The organism is Methylobacterium phyllosphaerae, assembly GCF_001936175.1.
In the GTDB taxonomy this organism is placed as follows: Bacteria; Pseudomonadota; Alphaproteobacteria; order Rhizobiales; family Beijerinckiaceae; genus Methylobacterium; species Methylobacterium fujisawaense.
Genome location: NZ_CP015367.1, coordinates 2,134,234 through 2,150,000, shown reverse-complemented (window position 1 = coordinate 2,150,000; position 15,767 = coordinate 2,134,234). Strand labels below are relative to the sequence as shown.

Annotated in this window: 13 protein-coding genes; 8 read left to right on the top strand and 5 right to left on the bottom strand. The window is 72.0% G+C overall.

Features of this window, described 5'->3' with window-relative positions; translation table 11 throughout:
• Positions 1-391 precede the first annotated feature (391 nt).
• The 3 genes from MCBMB27_RS09560 to MCBMB27_RS09550 all read left to right on the top strand — a co-directional run bounded on the left by MCBMB27_RS09560 (position 392) and on the right by MCBMB27_RS09550 (position 7,150).
• Entirely contained in the window at positions 392-2,350 is a 1,959-nt protein-coding gene (locus tag MCBMB27_RS09560) for an autotransporter assembly complex protein TamA (RefSeq protein ID WP_083683437.1), read from the top strand.
• A complete protein-coding gene (locus MCBMB27_RS09555; protein ID WP_075380296.1) occupies positions 2,351-6,703 on the top strand; it encodes a translocation/assembly module TamB domain-containing protein in 4,353 nt (1,450 codons plus the stop codon).
• Positions 6,704-6,832: 129 nt separating this feature from the next.
• Entirely contained in the window at positions 6,833-7,150 is a 318-nt protein-coding gene (locus MCBMB27_RS09550; protein ID WP_043349643.1) for an HPr family phosphocarrier protein, read from the top strand.
• 3 nt (positions 7,151-7,153) lie between these two features.
• Here the strand turns inward: MCBMB27_RS09550 and MCBMB27_RS09545 are convergent, their stop codons facing one another.
• From MCBMB27_RS09545 to MCBMB27_RS09530, 4 genes are all read right to left on the bottom strand, one after another.
• A complete protein-coding gene (locus MCBMB27_RS09545; protein ID WP_236952940.1) occupies positions 7,154-7,774 on the bottom strand; it encodes an endonuclease III domain-containing protein in 621 nt (206 codons plus the stop codon).
• 162 nt (positions 7,775-7,936) lie between these two features.
• The gene (locus MCBMB27_RS09540) at positions 7,937-8,800 is read right to left on the bottom strand and encodes a hypothetical protein (protein ID WP_075380294.1); all 864 of its coding nucleotides are present in this window, start codon (positions 8,798-8,800) and stop codon (positions 7,937-7,939) included.
• A 103-nt stretch (positions 8,801-8,903) separates the two neighbouring features.
• Positions 8,904-9,995 (bottom strand): CobW family GTP-binding protein, encoded by a 1,092-nt coding sequence (locus MCBMB27_RS09535; RefSeq protein WP_075380293.1) that lies wholly within the window; start codon positions 9,993-9,995, stop codon positions 8,904-8,906.
• A gap of 66 nt (positions 9,996-10,061) precedes the next feature.
• Positions 10,062-11,594: a D-alanyl-D-alanine carboxypeptidase family protein gene (locus MCBMB27_RS09530; protein WP_075380292.1), complete on the bottom strand. Its 1,533-nt coding sequence runs from the start codon at positions 11,592-11,594 to the stop codon at positions 10,062-10,064.
• 265 nt (positions 11,595-11,859) lie between these two features.
• Between MCBMB27_RS09530 and queE the strand changes: the two genes are divergently transcribed.
• The 5 genes from queE to MCBMB27_RS09505 all read left to right on the top strand — a co-directional run bounded on the left by queE (position 11,860) and on the right by MCBMB27_RS09505 (position 14,710).
• Positions 11,860-12,492 (top strand): 7-carboxy-7-deazaguanine synthase, encoded by a 633-nt coding sequence (gene queE, locus MCBMB27_RS09525; protein ID WP_075380291.1) that lies wholly within the window; start codon positions 11,860-11,862, stop codon positions 12,490-12,492.
• 210 nt (positions 12,493-12,702) lie between these two features.
• Positions 12,703-13,818, top strand: a complete 1,116-nt coding sequence (locus tag MCBMB27_RS09520; protein WP_075380290.1) for a hypothetical protein — start codon at positions 12,703-12,705, stop codon at positions 13,816-13,818.
• The gene (locus MCBMB27_RS30545) at positions 13,815-13,985 is read left to right on the top strand and encodes a hypothetical protein (RefSeq protein WP_236952939.1); all 171 of its coding nucleotides are present in this window, start codon (positions 13,815-13,817) and stop codon (positions 13,983-13,985) included. The genes MCBMB27_RS09520 and MCBMB27_RS30545 overlap by 4 nt, the downstream gene beginning before the upstream one ends.
• Positions 13,982-14,254 carry a hypothetical protein gene (locus MCBMB27_RS09510; protein WP_075380288.1) on the top strand — a complete coding sequence of 91 codons (273 nt, stop codon included), beginning with the start codon at positions 13,982-13,984 and terminating at the stop codon, positions 14,252-14,254. The genes MCBMB27_RS30545 and MCBMB27_RS09510 overlap by 4 nt, the downstream gene beginning before the upstream one ends.
• A 27-nt stretch (positions 14,255-14,281) precedes the next feature.
• A complete protein-coding gene (locus MCBMB27_RS09505) occupies positions 14,282-14,710 on the top strand; it encodes a DUF4339 domain-containing protein (protein WP_075380287.1) in 429 nt (142 codons plus the stop codon).
• An 8-nt stretch (positions 14,711-14,718) separates the two neighbouring features.
• Here MCBMB27_RS09505 and MCBMB27_RS09500 read toward each other — a convergent pair whose 3' ends face one another.
• Positions 14,719-15,630 (bottom strand): DUF6925 family protein, encoded by a 912-nt coding sequence (locus MCBMB27_RS09500; RefSeq protein WP_075380286.1) that lies wholly within the window; start codon positions 15,628-15,630, stop codon positions 14,719-14,721.
• Positions 15,631-15,767 lie beyond the last annotated feature (137 nt).

Genomic DNA, 15,767 nt, shown 5'->3' with positions numbered 1-15,767 from the left:
CAAAAGCGCGGCGGGTTTTTTCGTTCGGCGCCGTCGATCAGCCCCTTCCGGTCATCGTGCGGATGCACGCCGCGCAGGTCACCGCTTTCCGGCAGGGGAGGGGAGGCCGGACATCTCACCGCCGGATCCGACCCGCTTCTCTGGTCCCCATCTCGGAAAGCCTCGCCAAGGGTAGACAGTCCCGGTTTTCGAGCGCGGCCTCTGAGCAGCGACCGTGGAGGTGTTGGCCTGGAAGGCACCTGGCCTTAAGATGAGGCGGGGTACGTCGTGACACGGCGTAAGGGGGGAGCGGCAATGATCTCACAGGCGGGCGGCACGGCCGACCTCGATCGGAGCTGAAGACCGCGGTTTGCGCGTCTCCGCTCCCATTCATCGTGCGGTCCGTCCGGGGATGCGTCGCGCATCGCCGCCGAGGCTGGCTGCCCTGGCCCTCGCCCTGCTGGTCGCTGCGGGCGCTCAACCCGCACGCGCCTTCGACCTGTTCGGTCTGTTCGCCAGCGAGCCCGAACCGCCGCCGCCGAGTCCGACCGCGCTGCCATACACGCTGCGGATCACCGGGACCGACGATTCCGACGTGCTCCGGGCTTTGCAGGACACGTCCACCCTGCATCGCCTGAGGCAGGATCCACCGCCCGACGGTGAGGGATTGCTGCGTCGGGCAGAAGCCGACCGCGCCAAGCTCGCCGACGTGCTGTCGGGCTACGGCTATTATCAGGGAACCGTCACGATCCGGATCGACGGCGCGCCGGTGGCGGAGCAGGCACCGGTCGCGGTCGCCGCCGCGGAGGCATGGCGCAACCGCGGCCTCGTCCCGGTCCGGATCGCGGTCGATCTCGGCCCCCTCTACCATCTCCGCCGGATCACCGTGCGCGATCCGGCGGGCAACCCGTTTCCGGAATCCGTCCTGCCCGCGCGGATCACCCGCGTGGACGAGGATGTTCCGGCCCGCTCGGTCACCGTGCTCGCCCGGGAAGCGCAGATCGTCGACCAGTTCCGCGCGCAGGGCCATCCCTTCGCCAAAGTCGTCGCCCGCGACCCCGTAGTGGACGATTCCGCCCACGTCATGGACGTGACCTTCACGGTGGCGCCGGGCTCGGTCGCAGGTCTCGGTCCGGTCGCGGTGAGCGGCGCACCGGGGATCGAACCGGCGACCATCCGCTCCTTCATCTATGCCGAACCGGGCGACCCGTATTCGCCCCAGGCGGTGGCGGCGATCCGCCGGTCGGTGGCGCGGATCGAGGGCATCGGCGGCGTGCGCGTCCGCGAGGGCACGGCGCTCGACGCCGACGGAAACCTGCCGCTGTTCGTCGAGGTCACCGAACGCGAGCGCAACCTCGTGGGTGTCTCGGCACGCTATTCCACCGTCGACGGGCCGGGCGTGCGGGCCTACTACGCCAATCGCAACCTGTTCGGTGGCGGCGAGTCCTTCCGGGTGGACGCCGACATCTACTATCTGGGCCTCGGCAACGACCCCTTCGCCAACCAGCGCAAGGTTGCGGGAATCGGCACGAACGGCCTCGGCGGACGGCTCTCGGCGACCTACGTCCAGCCGGCCCTGTGGGGCACACGCAACGATCTGCTGGCCAACGCCTTCATCACGCGTGAGGTGCAGCAGAGCTATCTCGTGGATGGCGGCGGTGTCTCTGGGGCGATCCGCCACCGCTTCTCGGACACGTTCTCGGCGCAGATCGGGCTCGACGCCCAGGCGGGCCGGTCGAAGGATGCCCTCGGTACCGTCAATTACCGGTTGATCGGCGTCCCCGCCTCGGTGACCTACGATTCCACCGACAGCCTCCTCGACCCGACGCGGGGCATTCGGGCGATCGCGTCGCTGGCGGTCTATCCCGGCGCGATCTCGTCGCCCGGGATCGTCGTGGCCAAGGCGCAGGGCTCGACCTACTACGCCCTGGACGACGAAGCCCGCATGATCCTGGCCGGCCGCATCGGGTTCGGCTCGGTCTCCGGGGCGCCGCTGGGAGAAATCCCGGACAATTTCCGGTTCTTCGCCGGCGGAGGCGGCTCCGTGCGCGGCTATCCGTATCGGACCCTCGGACCAATCGGCCCCTACAACCTCCCGATCGGCGGCCGCAGCCTGCTCGAGGCTTCCCTCGAGGCGCGCATCAAGGTCACGGACACGATCGGCGTGGTGCCGTTCTTCGACGCGGGCACCGCCTTCGCCTCGGCGACGCCGGATTTCGATGAGAAGATCCGCAAATCCGTGGGCATCGGCCTGCGCTACTACACCGGTATCGGCCCGATCCGCGCGGATCTCGCCTTCCCGCTCGATCCCTATAAGGGCGGGCACGTGCGGCCGGCCGTCCTGTATCTCAGCCTGGGACAGGCGTTCTGAATGGCTCTTCGGACCGGACTCACGCGACGCCGCGCCACGCCGAACCGCGGCGGCGGCCGGTGGCTTGGCCTCGTCCTGGTCTGCCTGATTCTGGCGCTGCCCTGGGCCGTTACGCTGACCTCCGCCGAAGAGGGGGACAAGTCCGTGCTCGGCGGACTCCTGTCGCGGGCGCTCTCGACGCCCTCGTCCCGGGTGGCGATCGGCGCCATCGACGGCGCCCTGTCCTCCGACGCCACCATCCGGGACGTGGCGATCAGCGACCGCGACGGCGTCTGGCTGAAACTCGACCGGGCCCGCATCGTCTGGCGCCGGCTCGCTCTTCTGTCGGGACGCCTGGAGGTCGACAGCCTCGAGATCGAGCATCTCGACGTGCTGCGGCGACCGATCCCCGGTCCACCGCCGCCCGAAGCGAAGCCCGATGGCCGGCTGCTCCCGGACCTGCCCGTCAAGGTCGAGATCAAGGGCTTCAAGCTGGCCGAGCTGACGCTGGGAGAGGCGGTGGCCGGGCAGCCGGCGCGGCTGTCCGCGGAGGGCCGGGCGAAGCTCGGCGCCGCCAGCGAAGGGCTCGACCTCCAGGCCAGGGCCCTGCGCCTCGACGCGCCGGGCCGCTTCCTGCTGTCGCTGCTGTTCGTGCCGAACGGCGAGCGGCTCGAGCTGAAGGCGAACCTCGTGGAGCCGGCAGGCGGCCTGCTCTCGAAGGCGGCCAACCTGCCCGGCACGCCGCCAATCGACTTCGAACTCGATGGAACCGGGACGTTGGACGCCTGGGGGGCCAAGCTCGACTTCACGGCCGGACCCGACATCGGTGCCAAGGGCGGTGCGAAGATCTCCCGGATCGGGGCCGAGCGGCGCCTCGCCCTGGATCTCGCGGCCCGGATCGAGGGCCTGATGCCGGGCCCGGCGGCCGCGATCTTCGCCGGCACCACCAAGCTCGACGGCGGCATCGCCTTCGCGGATAGCGGCGCCTTCCGGATCGACCGGCTGGAACTGACCTCCCGCACGGCGCGTCTGGCCGCCGGCGGCAGCCTGACCCGCGACCGGGTCGCCGACCTGACGCTCCAAGCCCGCGCCCTGCCCACGGAGGGCGACGTCACCCGGGCCGGCGAGGCCGAGATCGGCAAGCTCGTCTTCGACGGCAGCTTGAAGGGACCGCTCGCGGCACCGACGGTCCGGGGCCGCCTCGACGCGGCTGCCCTGCGCAGCCGCGATTCCAGCCTGGACCGGATCGAGGCCAGCCTCGGGATCGACCCGCAGGGCGACCCATCGGCGCAGCGTTTCGCCATCACGGCGGACGGCCGGGTCGAGGGATTGAAGCTCGCCGATCCGGCCCTGCGCCGGGCGATCGGCAGCCGGGCCAACGTGACGCTCCGCGCCTCGGCCGGCGCCGACGGCGTGATCGATATCGCGGCGCTCCGGCTCGACTCCGACACGGCGCGGGCGGCCTATGTCGGTCGCGTCGGCCAGAACACCCTGACGGGCACCGTAGACGCGGCCCTGCCGGACCTCTCGGTGTTCTCGGGTCTCGCGGGCCAGGGCCTTGCGGGCAGCCTCGACGCCAAGGCGCGGCTGAGCGGCGATCCGGCGCGCAAGGCCCTCGCGGCCGACCTCGCCGTGACCACGAGCGGCCTCGTCACCGGGATCCAGGCCGCCGACCGCACCCTCGGCCGCGCACCGACCCTTCAGGGGCGCGTCTCCCAGACCTTCGACGGCTACGGCTTCGACCATCTGCGCCTGGAGGGGGCCGGCGTCGCCGCGACCCTGCAGGGCGAGGCGACGGCGTCCCGGGCGGATGTCACCGGGCGGCTCGATCTCAGGAGCCTCGGGGATCTCGACGGACGCCTCACCGGCAAGGCCAGCATCGATGCGCGCCTGACCGGATCCCTGGAACATCCGGATGTAACCGCGGCTCTGACGGCGCCGTCCGCCACCGCGGCGGGAAAGCCGATCCGGGACCTGCGCGCCGAGGCGGTCCTGCGGGACGCGCTCCTCGCCCCGGACGGAACGGTCCGACTCAGCGGCGACGTCGCCGGCAAGACGCTCACGGGCGGTGCCCACCTCGCGCGCGTCGGCGGCGATTGGGTCCTCGACCGGCTCGGTCTCGATCTCGGCTCTGTCGCCGTCGCGGGCCACGCCATGGTCGCGGCCGACACGTGGCTGTCGGCCGGCGCGCTCACCGTGCGGGCCGGCGATCTGACGGACATCGCGCCCCTGGTCCCGGAGCCGGTCACGGGCCGACTCGACGCCGCGCTGACCCTCGCCCGTGACGGCGGCCGCCAGGATGCGGCCATCCGCGTCACCGGGGCCGCGCTCCGATACGGGGAGACCAGCCTCGCGCGTCTCGATGCGGATCTCTCGGGCCGCGATCTGCGCGCGCATCCCGTTCTCGAAGGGCGGCTCGAAGCCGACCGGCTTGTGGCCGCCGGCCAGCAGGTCGACACGATCCGGCTCCTCGCCAACGGCAGCCCCGCCTTCAGCGACGTGACCCTGACCGCCCGGTCGCGCGGCTTCAATCTCGATGGCGCCGCGCGGGTCGTTCCGGCCGAGGACACGCGGATCGAGATCCAGCGTCTGTCGGCCGCCCGGGGCGGCGATCGCTTCGCCCTCACCGGGCCGGCGGCGATCACGCTTCGGGACGGCGGCGCCGTGATCGACGGCCTGTCCATCGCGGCGGGCGCGGGTCGCATCACGGCCGCGGGCCGTGTCGGGCAGGCTCTCGACCTGCGGGTGGCGATCCGGTCGCTACCCCTGTCGCTCGCCCGGATCGCCGCGCCGAGCCTCGCCCTTTCGGGGACCCTGGACGGCGAAGCCGATCTCCACGGGCCTGTCACGCGCCCCGAGGGACGCTACGCGATCAGCGTCGCGAAGCTCGTCGCCCCGCAGACGCGGCAGGCCGGACTTCCGGCGATCGACGCCACCGCCAAGGGCACTCTGTCGGATGGGCAGGCGAGCCTGGACGGTCGAGTGACGGCAGGGCGCGGCGTCGCCCTGACGGTCTCGGGATCGCTGCCCGTGGAGGCAGGGGGGCCGTTGGACCTGCGCGCACGCGGGATCCTGGACGCATCCCTCGCCAATTCCCTGCTCAGCGTCGGCGGCCAGAGCGTCACCGGCAAGGTTGCCATCGACGGCGGCGTCACCGGTACGCTGGCGGCGCCGCGGGCGCAGGGCGCGGCGGTGCTGACCGGCGGCAGCTTCACCGATCCGCTGAACGGCCTCCGCTTCACCGGGATCGAGGGGCGCGTCACCGGTCGGGGCGACAGCGTCGTGGTCGAGCGCCTGACCGCGAGCGCCCGCAACGGCGGCCGGGTCTCGGTCACCGGCCGCGTCTCCCTCGCGCCCGACTTCCCGGGCAGTTTCCATGTCGTTGCCGACAAGGCCGAACTCGTGTCGAGCCCCTTGATGACGGCCGTGTCGAGCGTCGACGTCACGCTGGCGGGTCCGCTGGCGCGGACACCGCGGATCGCCGGTCGCGTGGATGTCGTGTCGATCGATGTCGCGGTCCCGGATCGGCTCCCAGCCACCATCCGGCCGCTGCCGGGGGTCCGCCACGTCAACACGCCGCCGGAGCTGCGCGCGCGCCTGGCGCAGCGGGCGGAGAGGAAGGCCGCGGCACGTCCCGGGCGGCGGTCCGGAAAGCCGGCCGTGCCGTTCGACGCCACCCTCGACGTGACGATCGATGCGCCGAGCCGCATCTTCGTCCGCGGGCGGGGCATCGACGCGGAACTCGGCGGCGCGCTGCGTGTCACCGGAACCTCCGCGTCGCCCAACGCGAACGGCGCCTTCTCGCTGCGGCGCGGTCAGTTCGAGCTTGTCGGCCAGCGCCTGGATTTCAGCCGCGGCCGGCTGACCTTCGCGGGCAGCCTGACCACGCCGGAACTCGACTTCGTCGCCGAGACCAAGGCCACCGACGTGACCGCCCGCATCGCGGTCTCCGGCTTCGCGGACGCACCGCAATTCTCCCTGACCTCGGATCCAGCCCTGCCGCAGGACGAGATCCTGTCGCGGATCCTGTTCAAGAAGGCGTCGGCCGGCCTGTCGCCGTTCCAGGCCCTGCAGCTCGCCCAGGCGGTCGCCCAGCTCTCCGGGGGCGCCGCGGGGCCCGACATGTTCGAGCAGGCCCGCAAGAGCCTCGGCCTCGACAGCCTCGACGTTTCCACCGGCGCGAGCGGCGGGCCGGCGATCGGCGCCTCGCGCTACATCTCGGATCGGGTCAGCGTCGGCGTGAAGGCCGGGGCGAAGCCTGCCGACACGGCCGTCGGCGTCGATTTCGACGTCACCCGCCGGATCAAGCTGAAGGGCGAGGCCGGGAGCGACGGCCGCACCAGCCTCGGCGTCGGCGCCGAGTACGAGTGGTAGCCGGCACGATCCACAGGACCGGCTTGCGCGTCCTCAGCAAGGCTGCGGGATCGACACGCCCGGTCAATGGTTTAGGTTCGGCACAGGCGGCCGCCAGGGCCGCCGATCGGGCGGGAAACACGACGGACGATGGACGAGCTTTTCGAGACGGATGACGATCCGCCGGTTCCGGAGGGCGGCCTTCTCCGCAAGCTCCCGATCATCAACAGGCGGGGCCTCCATGCCCGCGCATCCGCGAAGTTCGTCCAGACCGTTGAACGCTACGACGCCGCCGTGACGGTGACCCGGGCGGGCGAGACCGTGGGCGGACGCTCCATCATGGGCTTGCTGACGCTGGGGGCCGCCATGGGCACACGCATCGCCGTCACGGCCGTGGGCCCGGATGCGGAAGACTGTCTCGACGCCATCGAGGCCCTGCTCGCCAACCGCTTCGGCGAAGACGAGTAGCGGCTAGGCCGTCGATCGGCCCGGCCAGGCGCACAGGTCGGAGACGGGGCATCGGGGGCAGGCAGGCTTCCGGGCGGTGCAGATGTCGCGCCCGTGTCGGAACAGCCAGACATGTGCATTGTCCTTGAAGCCCTCCGGCACGCTCCGGGCGAGGCCGTCGGCCACCGCGTCGACCGTCGGGCCCGGGGCCAGAGGGATCCGGTTCGAAACCCGGAAGACATGGGTGTCGACCGCGATCACCGGCTCGTGGAAGGCGAAGTTCGCCGTCACCTCCGCGCTCTTGCGGCCGATCCCCGGGAGGCGGCGCATCTCCGCGGCGCTGCGCGGGACGCCGCCGCCGTAATCCGCCACCAAGGCCGCCGACAGCTTGACGATGTTGCGCGCCTTGGATGGCCCGAGCCCGACCGGCCGGATGATCTCGACGATCCGGGCTTCCCCGAGCGCCACCATGCCGGCGGGGTCGCGGACCTCGGCGAACAATGCCTCTGCGACCCGCGAAACGGTCGGTCCGGTGGACTGGGCCGAGAGCAGCACGGTCACGAGCAGGCGGAACGGGTCGGTGCGGTCGAATCCGGCCTTCGGATCCGGATCCCTGTCCGCGAGACGCGCGAGGACCGCGGCCACCGTGGCGGCGTCTCCCGCCTGACCGGCTTCAGACGCCGGTCCCGCGGCGGCCTTCCGGCGCGGAGCGGATCGAATGCCATGGGTCAGGTCGCGGGTCATGGGCGCCAGCTAGGGTTCGGACGCCTCCCGCGACAGGCTCCCTGCGCGCGGCGGATTGACCGCTCAGGCCCGGGCCCGCCGCCAGGGTACCGCGTTGGAGCCGGCGCAGAGGTGGAGTGTTCCGGACACGACTGCGCCGGCCCGGCGCCGGAACTCGACCTGCAGCGCGCCGCGACGGGCGAACAGCCGGGTGACCACCCGGACCAGCGATGCTTCGGCCGGGTCGGCGATGATCGGCCGCGCGGCCGTCCGGGCGTCGAGGGCGAGGAAGGTCTCGACCGCATCGCGGACGGCGGCTGGTTCGGTCACGGCCAGAATCTCGGACTCCGCGGGCTCCCAGCCTGCCGGGCGGATGCCGATCAGGTTCCCGGCCGGAACCGAACGCGGTCGCGCCGGACGGCTCGCCGCCAGGATGGGACGCGGCGGTCCCGGATCCTGCACGGGCGCGGACTCACCGACCAGGCGGAGCGGGCGGCGCAGCGCCCCGAGCCGTTCCCGTAAGGCCCGGTCCACGGCCTCGGCGGCTGCGTGCTCCACCAGGGCTGCGGCGTCAGGCTCCGCGGGCTGCCAGGGCCGGGCCCGGCCGCCCCAGACCGAATGGGGCATCGCCAGCGGGACGACCCCGCGCAGCGTCTCGCGGCCGTCGCGCGCATCCCGGCTCCAGGCCAGGGCGACGGCGACGGAACGCGTCGCCGGACGATGCTGGGCCAGCGGCAGGAGATGATCCGGGTCGCGCAGCGGATCGCTGACAGCGTTGCGCACCAGCATGGCCCGCCAGGCGGCGACCGCCGCCGCGTCCACGGCACCGGGCCGCTTAAGATCGACCCGCCACGTCTCGGCCTGCGGACCGGCTCCGGCATCCAAAATTGCCGTGTCGTCTGCCCGCTCGGACAGGCCGCCCTGTATCACGGTGAAGCGTCGCACCATCGCGTGTCCTGCCTGTCGACGATCCGTCCCGATCCGGGACGATCCGGCGCCTCAGGGGCGCCATTCGGCTCGATGGCTTCAAGGATGGTGCCGCCCGCCGGCGTCAGGGGCCGGGGATCGCCAGGGGGTTGTTGGTGAGCGCCGCGGCGTCCGGCGCGTCGATCCGGGGACGGCCCAGGAAGGCGTCCCAGAGCTGGCGCACGAAGGCGGGATCGAGATCGCGCAGGATCAGCACGAGCCGCGAGGTGTGGTCTGGATCAGGCCAAGCCGGCAGCGTGATCGGCGCGTGGAACACGTGCTGGACGCCGTGGACGACGAGCGGGCGCTCGGGATCGTCGGCAAGGGCGACGATGCCCTTGAGCCGCAGCAGCTTCGGACCGTGGCCGGAGCGCAGGAGGTCCATGAACATCTCGAAGGCGGGGCGCGGCACGGGCGCCGGGCTGGTCAGGCAGATCGCCTGGATCGCGGCGTCGTGGCGGTTCACGTCGGCGTGGTGGCGATCCTGCGCCAGCGCCGCGTCGCCGAGCCAGGCGCGCACGTCGGCCGCCTTGCCGTCGAGACCGAATAGACCCCCGAGGAGCGCCTCCGCGGGGGCGTCCGGCGTGACGATCGGGGCGGCCGGGTTGAGCGCCGCCAAGCGTGCGCGGATGCCCGACAGGTCGCCCGCGAGATCGGTCTTGGTCAGCACGATCCGATCGGCGACCGCGGCCTGCCGCAGGGCCTCCGGATGGGCGTCGAGGGTCTCGGCGCCGGTCAGCGCATCCACCAGGGTCACCACGGCCTGGAGGCGGTATCGGAGCACCAGATAGGGATGGTAGATCAAGGCGTGGAGGATCGGTGCCGGATCGGCGAGGCCCGTCGTCTCGATCACCACGCGCCGGAACGGCCGTATCCGGCCGTTGTCGCGCTTGCGCAGCAGATCCTCGAGGGTGGCGATCAGGTCGCCCCGCACCGTGCAGCACAGGCAGCCGGCGCCGAGAAGGATCATGTCCTCGTCGACGGTCTCGATGAGCAGGTGATCCAGGCCGATCTCGCCGAACTCGTTGACGATCACCACCGTGTCGGCGAGCGCGGGATCGCGCAGCAGCCGGTTCAGCAGGGTGGTCTTTCCGGCGCCGAGGAAGCCGGTGAGCACGGTCAGCGGGATAGGCTCCGGGCGACGCGGGTCCGGAGCGGGCACGATGGTGTCTGACATAGGCGGCGAAGTGGGGTGCGTCGGGCTCCGCGGCAACGCGGCGCCACGCCGGACACCCGCGATGGCCTACTCGTCCGCCGCGGCCTTCTTGGCGGCCGGCTTCCTGGCCGGCGCCTTGGCCGCCGCCTTGGCATCGGGCTTTGCATCGCCCTTGGTCTCGCCCTTGGTCGACCCGGACTTGTGGGCGGCGGCCTTCGGCGCGGACTTGGTCAGGCCCTTGCCGGGCTTGGCCTCGGGCATCCCGGGCGTCTCATCGGCCGTGTAGGCGCTCGCGTTCCGCGGCACGCCGTGACCCGGCTTCGCGGCGACCTTCGGGGCAGTCTTGGCGGCGGCCTTCGCGGCCTGGGCGCGTTCGAGCCGGGCCGCCTGGGCCTGCTTGGCCGCCTCAAGGGCCGCCGCGCGCTTGGCCTTGGCGGCCTCGAGCTTGGCGGCGCGGGTGTTGGCGGCGGCGGCCTTCTGCTCGGCCTCCTGCGCGTCGAGGATGTTCTGGCCTTCGGCCGGGTTGCGGCCGATCCAGACGGCGATCGGCTGAAGCGGCGCCCGCGGCGGCAGGGAGCGGGCCCGCAGGGCAGGATTGGAGAAGGCGGCCAGCGCCAGCGCCGGCGAATTCGCCGCCGAGCCGCCGATCAGCTGCGCAGCGGAACCGGGGGCGCTCAGCGCGCCGGCCCCGTCCTCGATGGCCGGTGGCTTCTTGCCGCCGCAGATGAAGGGGCGCATGTCCGGCGGCGCGGACAAGGCCGAGGCCGGGAGCGCATCGAGGGTCGGGCTCGTCCAGCCGGCGCTCTGGCCGAAGGCGTAGTCGAACAGGTCGGCGGCCTTCACGTCGCGCTCGCGCGGGCTCGGCTGCCCCATCACGATGGTGACGATCCGCCGACCGTTACGCGTGGCGGTCGCCACTACGTTGAAGCCGCCCGAGCAGATGAAGCCGGTCTTCATGCCATCCGTGCCGGGATAGCGTCCGAGCAGCCCGTTGTGGTTCGCCATCACGGCGCGGCCGAACTGGATCGCCGAAATCGAGAACAGGTCGTGGGAATCCGGGAAATCGCGGATCAGAGACCGGGCGAGAACCGCCATGTCGCGGGCGGAGGTCCATTGCCGCGGATCGGGCAAGCCGTTGGGATTGTACCAGCGGCTGTCATGCATGCCGATCCGCTGGGCGGTCTCGTTCATCAGTGCGGCGAAGTTGTCGACGGTGCCGCCGAGCGACTCGCCGATCGCGTAGGCGACGTCGTTCGCCGACTTGACCATGATGATCTTCAGGGCGTTGTCGAGGGTGAGCTGTGTCCCCGGCTTGAAGCCCATCTTCGAGGGCGGCTCGGCGGCGGCGGCGGCCGAGATGGTGATCATCGAATCGAGCGAGACCTTGCCCTGCCGCACGAGATCCAGGGCGACGTAGGTGGTCATCAGCTTGGTGATCGAGGCCGGATACCAGGGATCGGTCGGCGCCTGCGCGTAGATCACCTTGCCGGAATCCACGTCCGCCACGAGGATCGGCACCGTCACGGCATTCGCGGCGCCGATCCCGATCAGGCCCGCCCCGAGCAGACCCGTCAGCGCCGCAAACCCGACGGTGACGCGTCGGTAGAGAGAAGAGGACATTCGAGCCCGACTCATCAGAGGATCGCCTGGTCGACGCCGCGGGGCGTCGGTTTTCCGGCCGGCCAGCCGGAGAGCGGCGCAACCCGGCCGGCCGAAAGCGGTCGCCGGACTGCATCTCGGCATGAACGAGTCCACCATGGCAAGAGCAAGGCGAGATCGCACCGCGAGTCTGCTCGGCGCGGTTGTCGGTGGCCCACCGGCCAGGCACGGCTTATGTGCAGTCAGAGCGCGGAGCGGACCGCGCGCGGACGTGACTGGGACAGTTGTGGCTTACGCGGTCAAGGAGATTTTCCACACACTTCAGGGTGAGGGCGCCCAGGCCGGCCGCGCCGCCGTGTTCTGCCGCTTCGCCGGCTGCAACCTGTGGTCCGGTCGCGAAGCCGACCGCGCGTCAGCGGCCTGCCGATTCTGCGACACGGATTTCATCGGGATGGACGGGGAGGGCGGCGGCCGCTTCACGGATGCGGCGGCTCTCGCGGACGCGATCGCCGCCACCTGGGCGGGAGGCGCCGAGAACCGCTACGTCGTCTTCACCGGCGGCGAGCCGCTGCTCCAGCTCGACACGCCCCTGATCGAGGCCGTCCACGCGGCCGGGTTCGAGATCGCGATCGAAACCAATGGGACTTTGCCCGCGCCGCCCGGTATCGACTGGATCTGCGTCAGCCCCAAGGGAAGCAACGCCCTGGCGCAGACCTCCGGCCATGAACTGAAGCTCGTCTATCCGCAGGCGGACGCCGATCCGGCGGCTTTCGTCGGGCTCGCATTCCAGCACCGCTTCCTCCAGCCCATGGACGGGCCGGACCGGGCCGCCAGCACGGAGGCGGCGATCGCCTATTGCCGCCGCGATGCCCGCTGGCGGCTGTCGCTGCAATCCCACAAGATCATTGACATTCCCTGACAAGATCAGCGCAAGACGTGGGATGCCGCTCGACAGTGCTCTTCCCATCGCGCGGAGAATCGGAAACGATCAGCCCTGTGTTTCAGCTGCGGCACAGGGCCGTTGAGCGCCGATGGATCTTTCTTACAGCCGAGGATCACCTCCGCGCCAGCGCGGAATGCGCACGCTTCCGAATGCCACGGGATCTGGCCGGTCGATCCCGATCCGCATGTGACGAACCTGTCCGGCCGTCAGCTCTGGCATTTCCGGGGCGGGATACCGGTGGCGGCCGAGATAAACGGAATCCGCATCGCCGCGGATGACGCGCGGATCGCCCAGCTCGGCATCCGGCGGGACACCCAAGCCCGCCCCTATCCAGCGCATTTCACCCACGCACCGGCAACCGGCGAGATCCTGCGCAACCCCGCAACGGCCGAGCAGCCGGCCACGCTCGACATCGACCGCGGCAGCTTGAACGAGCTTCCTCTGCCGAGCGGCGTGCCGGCGCTGCTCCGGGCCGGGCGCCCGGCCGCGCTCTACCTGTTTCAGGAAAACCTGGGCGCCTTGGACACCTGGGACGGCCGGACGTTCCTGCCCCTCGGCCGTCTGCCCACCGCTGCACCGCGAACCACGCCGACGGCGTCTCCCGCCGCGATCGCCTACACCACCGCCGACGCGCTGGTCGCGGCAGGACTTCCGCAACTCGGTCTCCGCCTCGCCTCCGGCGAAGTCGGCCTACCGCGCCTGCGCTTTCTCTCCGCTCCGGGCTGGGACGGGATCGACCTCCTCGTCCTAGCTGAACGGGACGGGCGGCTCATCCTGTGCCGCGGCACGGTCGGCTCGGATGCCCTCGCCCTGCTGGACCTCGACAGATCCGCGTCCGGAAGCCGGTTCTCAGGTCCCTGGACAAACCGCCTGGGCGACATGTTCTGGACTGGACTCGACGGGTTCGTCGCGTTCCGGGCTGGCGGCGCAGGCGCGGCTTTCGTTGCTTGGCCGGACGGCTTCGCGCCGATCACCGCGCAGGCGCCGTGGCGCGACCGGGCCGGCCAGCACCACCAGCTCGGCATCCTGGAGGGTCGCTGCCACCTCGCCGCAGTGACGCCGGACCGGACGCTCCGCCCCTCGACGGGCCGCGCCTCGCCGCCGGACCCGTCGCCGACTGGGGCGCGGACCGCTTCGAGCTGCCCTGGCAGCCGCCGGCCGAGACGCTCACGCTCGGAGCGCATGCGGGCGCTCTCCTCGTTCCGCTGCTGGCCTTGCCCCGCGATACCGTGCTCCTCGCCCTGGACATCGACGCTCCGCGCGCCGGATTCCTCAAGGGCGCCGCTCTCCGCGAACCGGTGATCGGCCACGTCCTGCACCATGCCCACGGGGTTGGCCTTCACCGCCTTCCGATCACCCTGGAGGTGGCGTCACGCGGCGACGCCGACGCGCTCCTGCACGACAACGCGCTGTACCTCTGGACCCGGTCCGGGCGCAGCTGCCACGCGCTGCGGCTTCAGACGGCATGAGGTCGCTTCCGACCCGCGCGGCGCTCGCGCTGCTCGTCCTCTGGTCGCCCCCGGTCCAGGCCGCCGCCCATCAGTTCGTGCTCGTTCAGGATCCCGGATGGATGGAGCCGTTCCTGAGCGCCGAGGGCTCGCAATTCCGGCCCTTCGTCGAGGCACTGGCGGCCGCCATCCGCGTACCGGTGGGCACGATCGCGATCGGGACCTTCGACCAGGACGGTCAGGTTCCCGGGCGCACGTCGCCGCGCATCCTGCACAAGATGCGCAAATAAGCGCCGCCGGGCCCGGACCGCACCGCCATGACGGCCCTGTTCTCGCTGAACTACTCGGCGCTGAGTCGAGCCGTGCTCGCCACACGCGGGAGTCTGGACTTCGAGGAAGCCGCCGCTCAGGCCGGCCTCGACAAGGTCGCGGCCTTCTTCGGGGTCGCCCGGGGCGAGGCCGAGCGCCACCTCCCGACCGTCGATCCGGCGGCCTTCGCGACCGACGCCCTGCTGCGCCTGGTGGATCGGACGCCGCCGGCCCCGCCGGAGGAGACGGCGATGCGGTTCTATCTCTATCGCGACGCGGTGACGGGGCCGTTCCCGCTCTCCGCGCTCGTCGGCATGGCGCGTTCGGGCGCCCTGCGGGCGGACACGCCGATCCATCCGCTCGGGGGAGCGTGGATGCCGGCCGGCGGCCAGCCCGAGCTGGCGCCGCTCTTCGTGCCAGCGCCGCCGGACCTGTGACGTCCCGCTCAGCCGGCCATGGCCCTCCGCTGGGCGCGCGCCGCTCGGAGCGCCAGGCGGGCGAACCGTCCGTTGACGTGCGACGGATCGGGATCCTGCCCGGCCAGGATCGTGCGGCGCAGGGCGACCAGCGCGGGATCGCCCCAGGCGTCGAGCACCAGCGCGAACGCCGCGTGGCGTCCGGCATCGAACGGGATCGGCCGACCGGGCCGATCCCGGGCCGGATGCGCCGGATGGAACGCGCCGCAGGGCACCCAGCCCTGCGGGATCGGCGCGGTGGCCGCATGGGTCCGTCCGAGCCGCAGCAGCTGCGGCAGGACGTGGCTCTGCGGTCCGGACCCCGCTTCGGCCGGATCGGGCCCCGGGGCGAAGACCTCGATGCGCCCGCAGCGCGTGATGAAGACCCGATCCGGGTGCGCCGCGAGCGACCGCAGGATTCCCGCATCGCCGGACGCCAGGAGCGGCCGGCCCGCCAGCGCCCGAAGCCTACGGATGCCTTCGGGATCGGCCACCCGCAGGCAGGCATCCACGGCGCGCAGGCCGAGGCCGAGGTCGAACAGGGACGCGGCGCGGTCCTGCGGCCGGATTGCCGCCGCATCGGGCCCCAGCTCGGTCAGTACGGTGCGCCCGCCCATGGCACAGGCCGCTTCGGGGAGGCAGAGCGCGACCGCTTGGCTCCAGCCGTCGTTGAAACCGGTCTCGTAGGCGAACGGCCTGAGATCCGGCGGCACCACGAGGGCGAGGGCGCCCCGGGCCGTGACGATGCCGATCCCCCCATTCTCGAGGGGCCGGGCCGCCTCGTCAGGGTCCCGCGCGAAGACGGCGCCGGCTCCGTAGCTGCCGAGGCTCCACGTGCAGGCCGGATCGGCCATTTGGGCCCGCAGCAGGGTCTCCACCGCGGATGCCGGTCCGGTCGTCATCGGCTCCTCGCACGCACGCCACAGCAGCGGGCACGCCTTGACACGGACGGCGAATGACCGGAAGTCGCGGGGCATCACCGAGGTTGTGGTCGGCAAGGCGGGCGCGCGGCCCGGAACGACCGATGCGGAGACGTCCG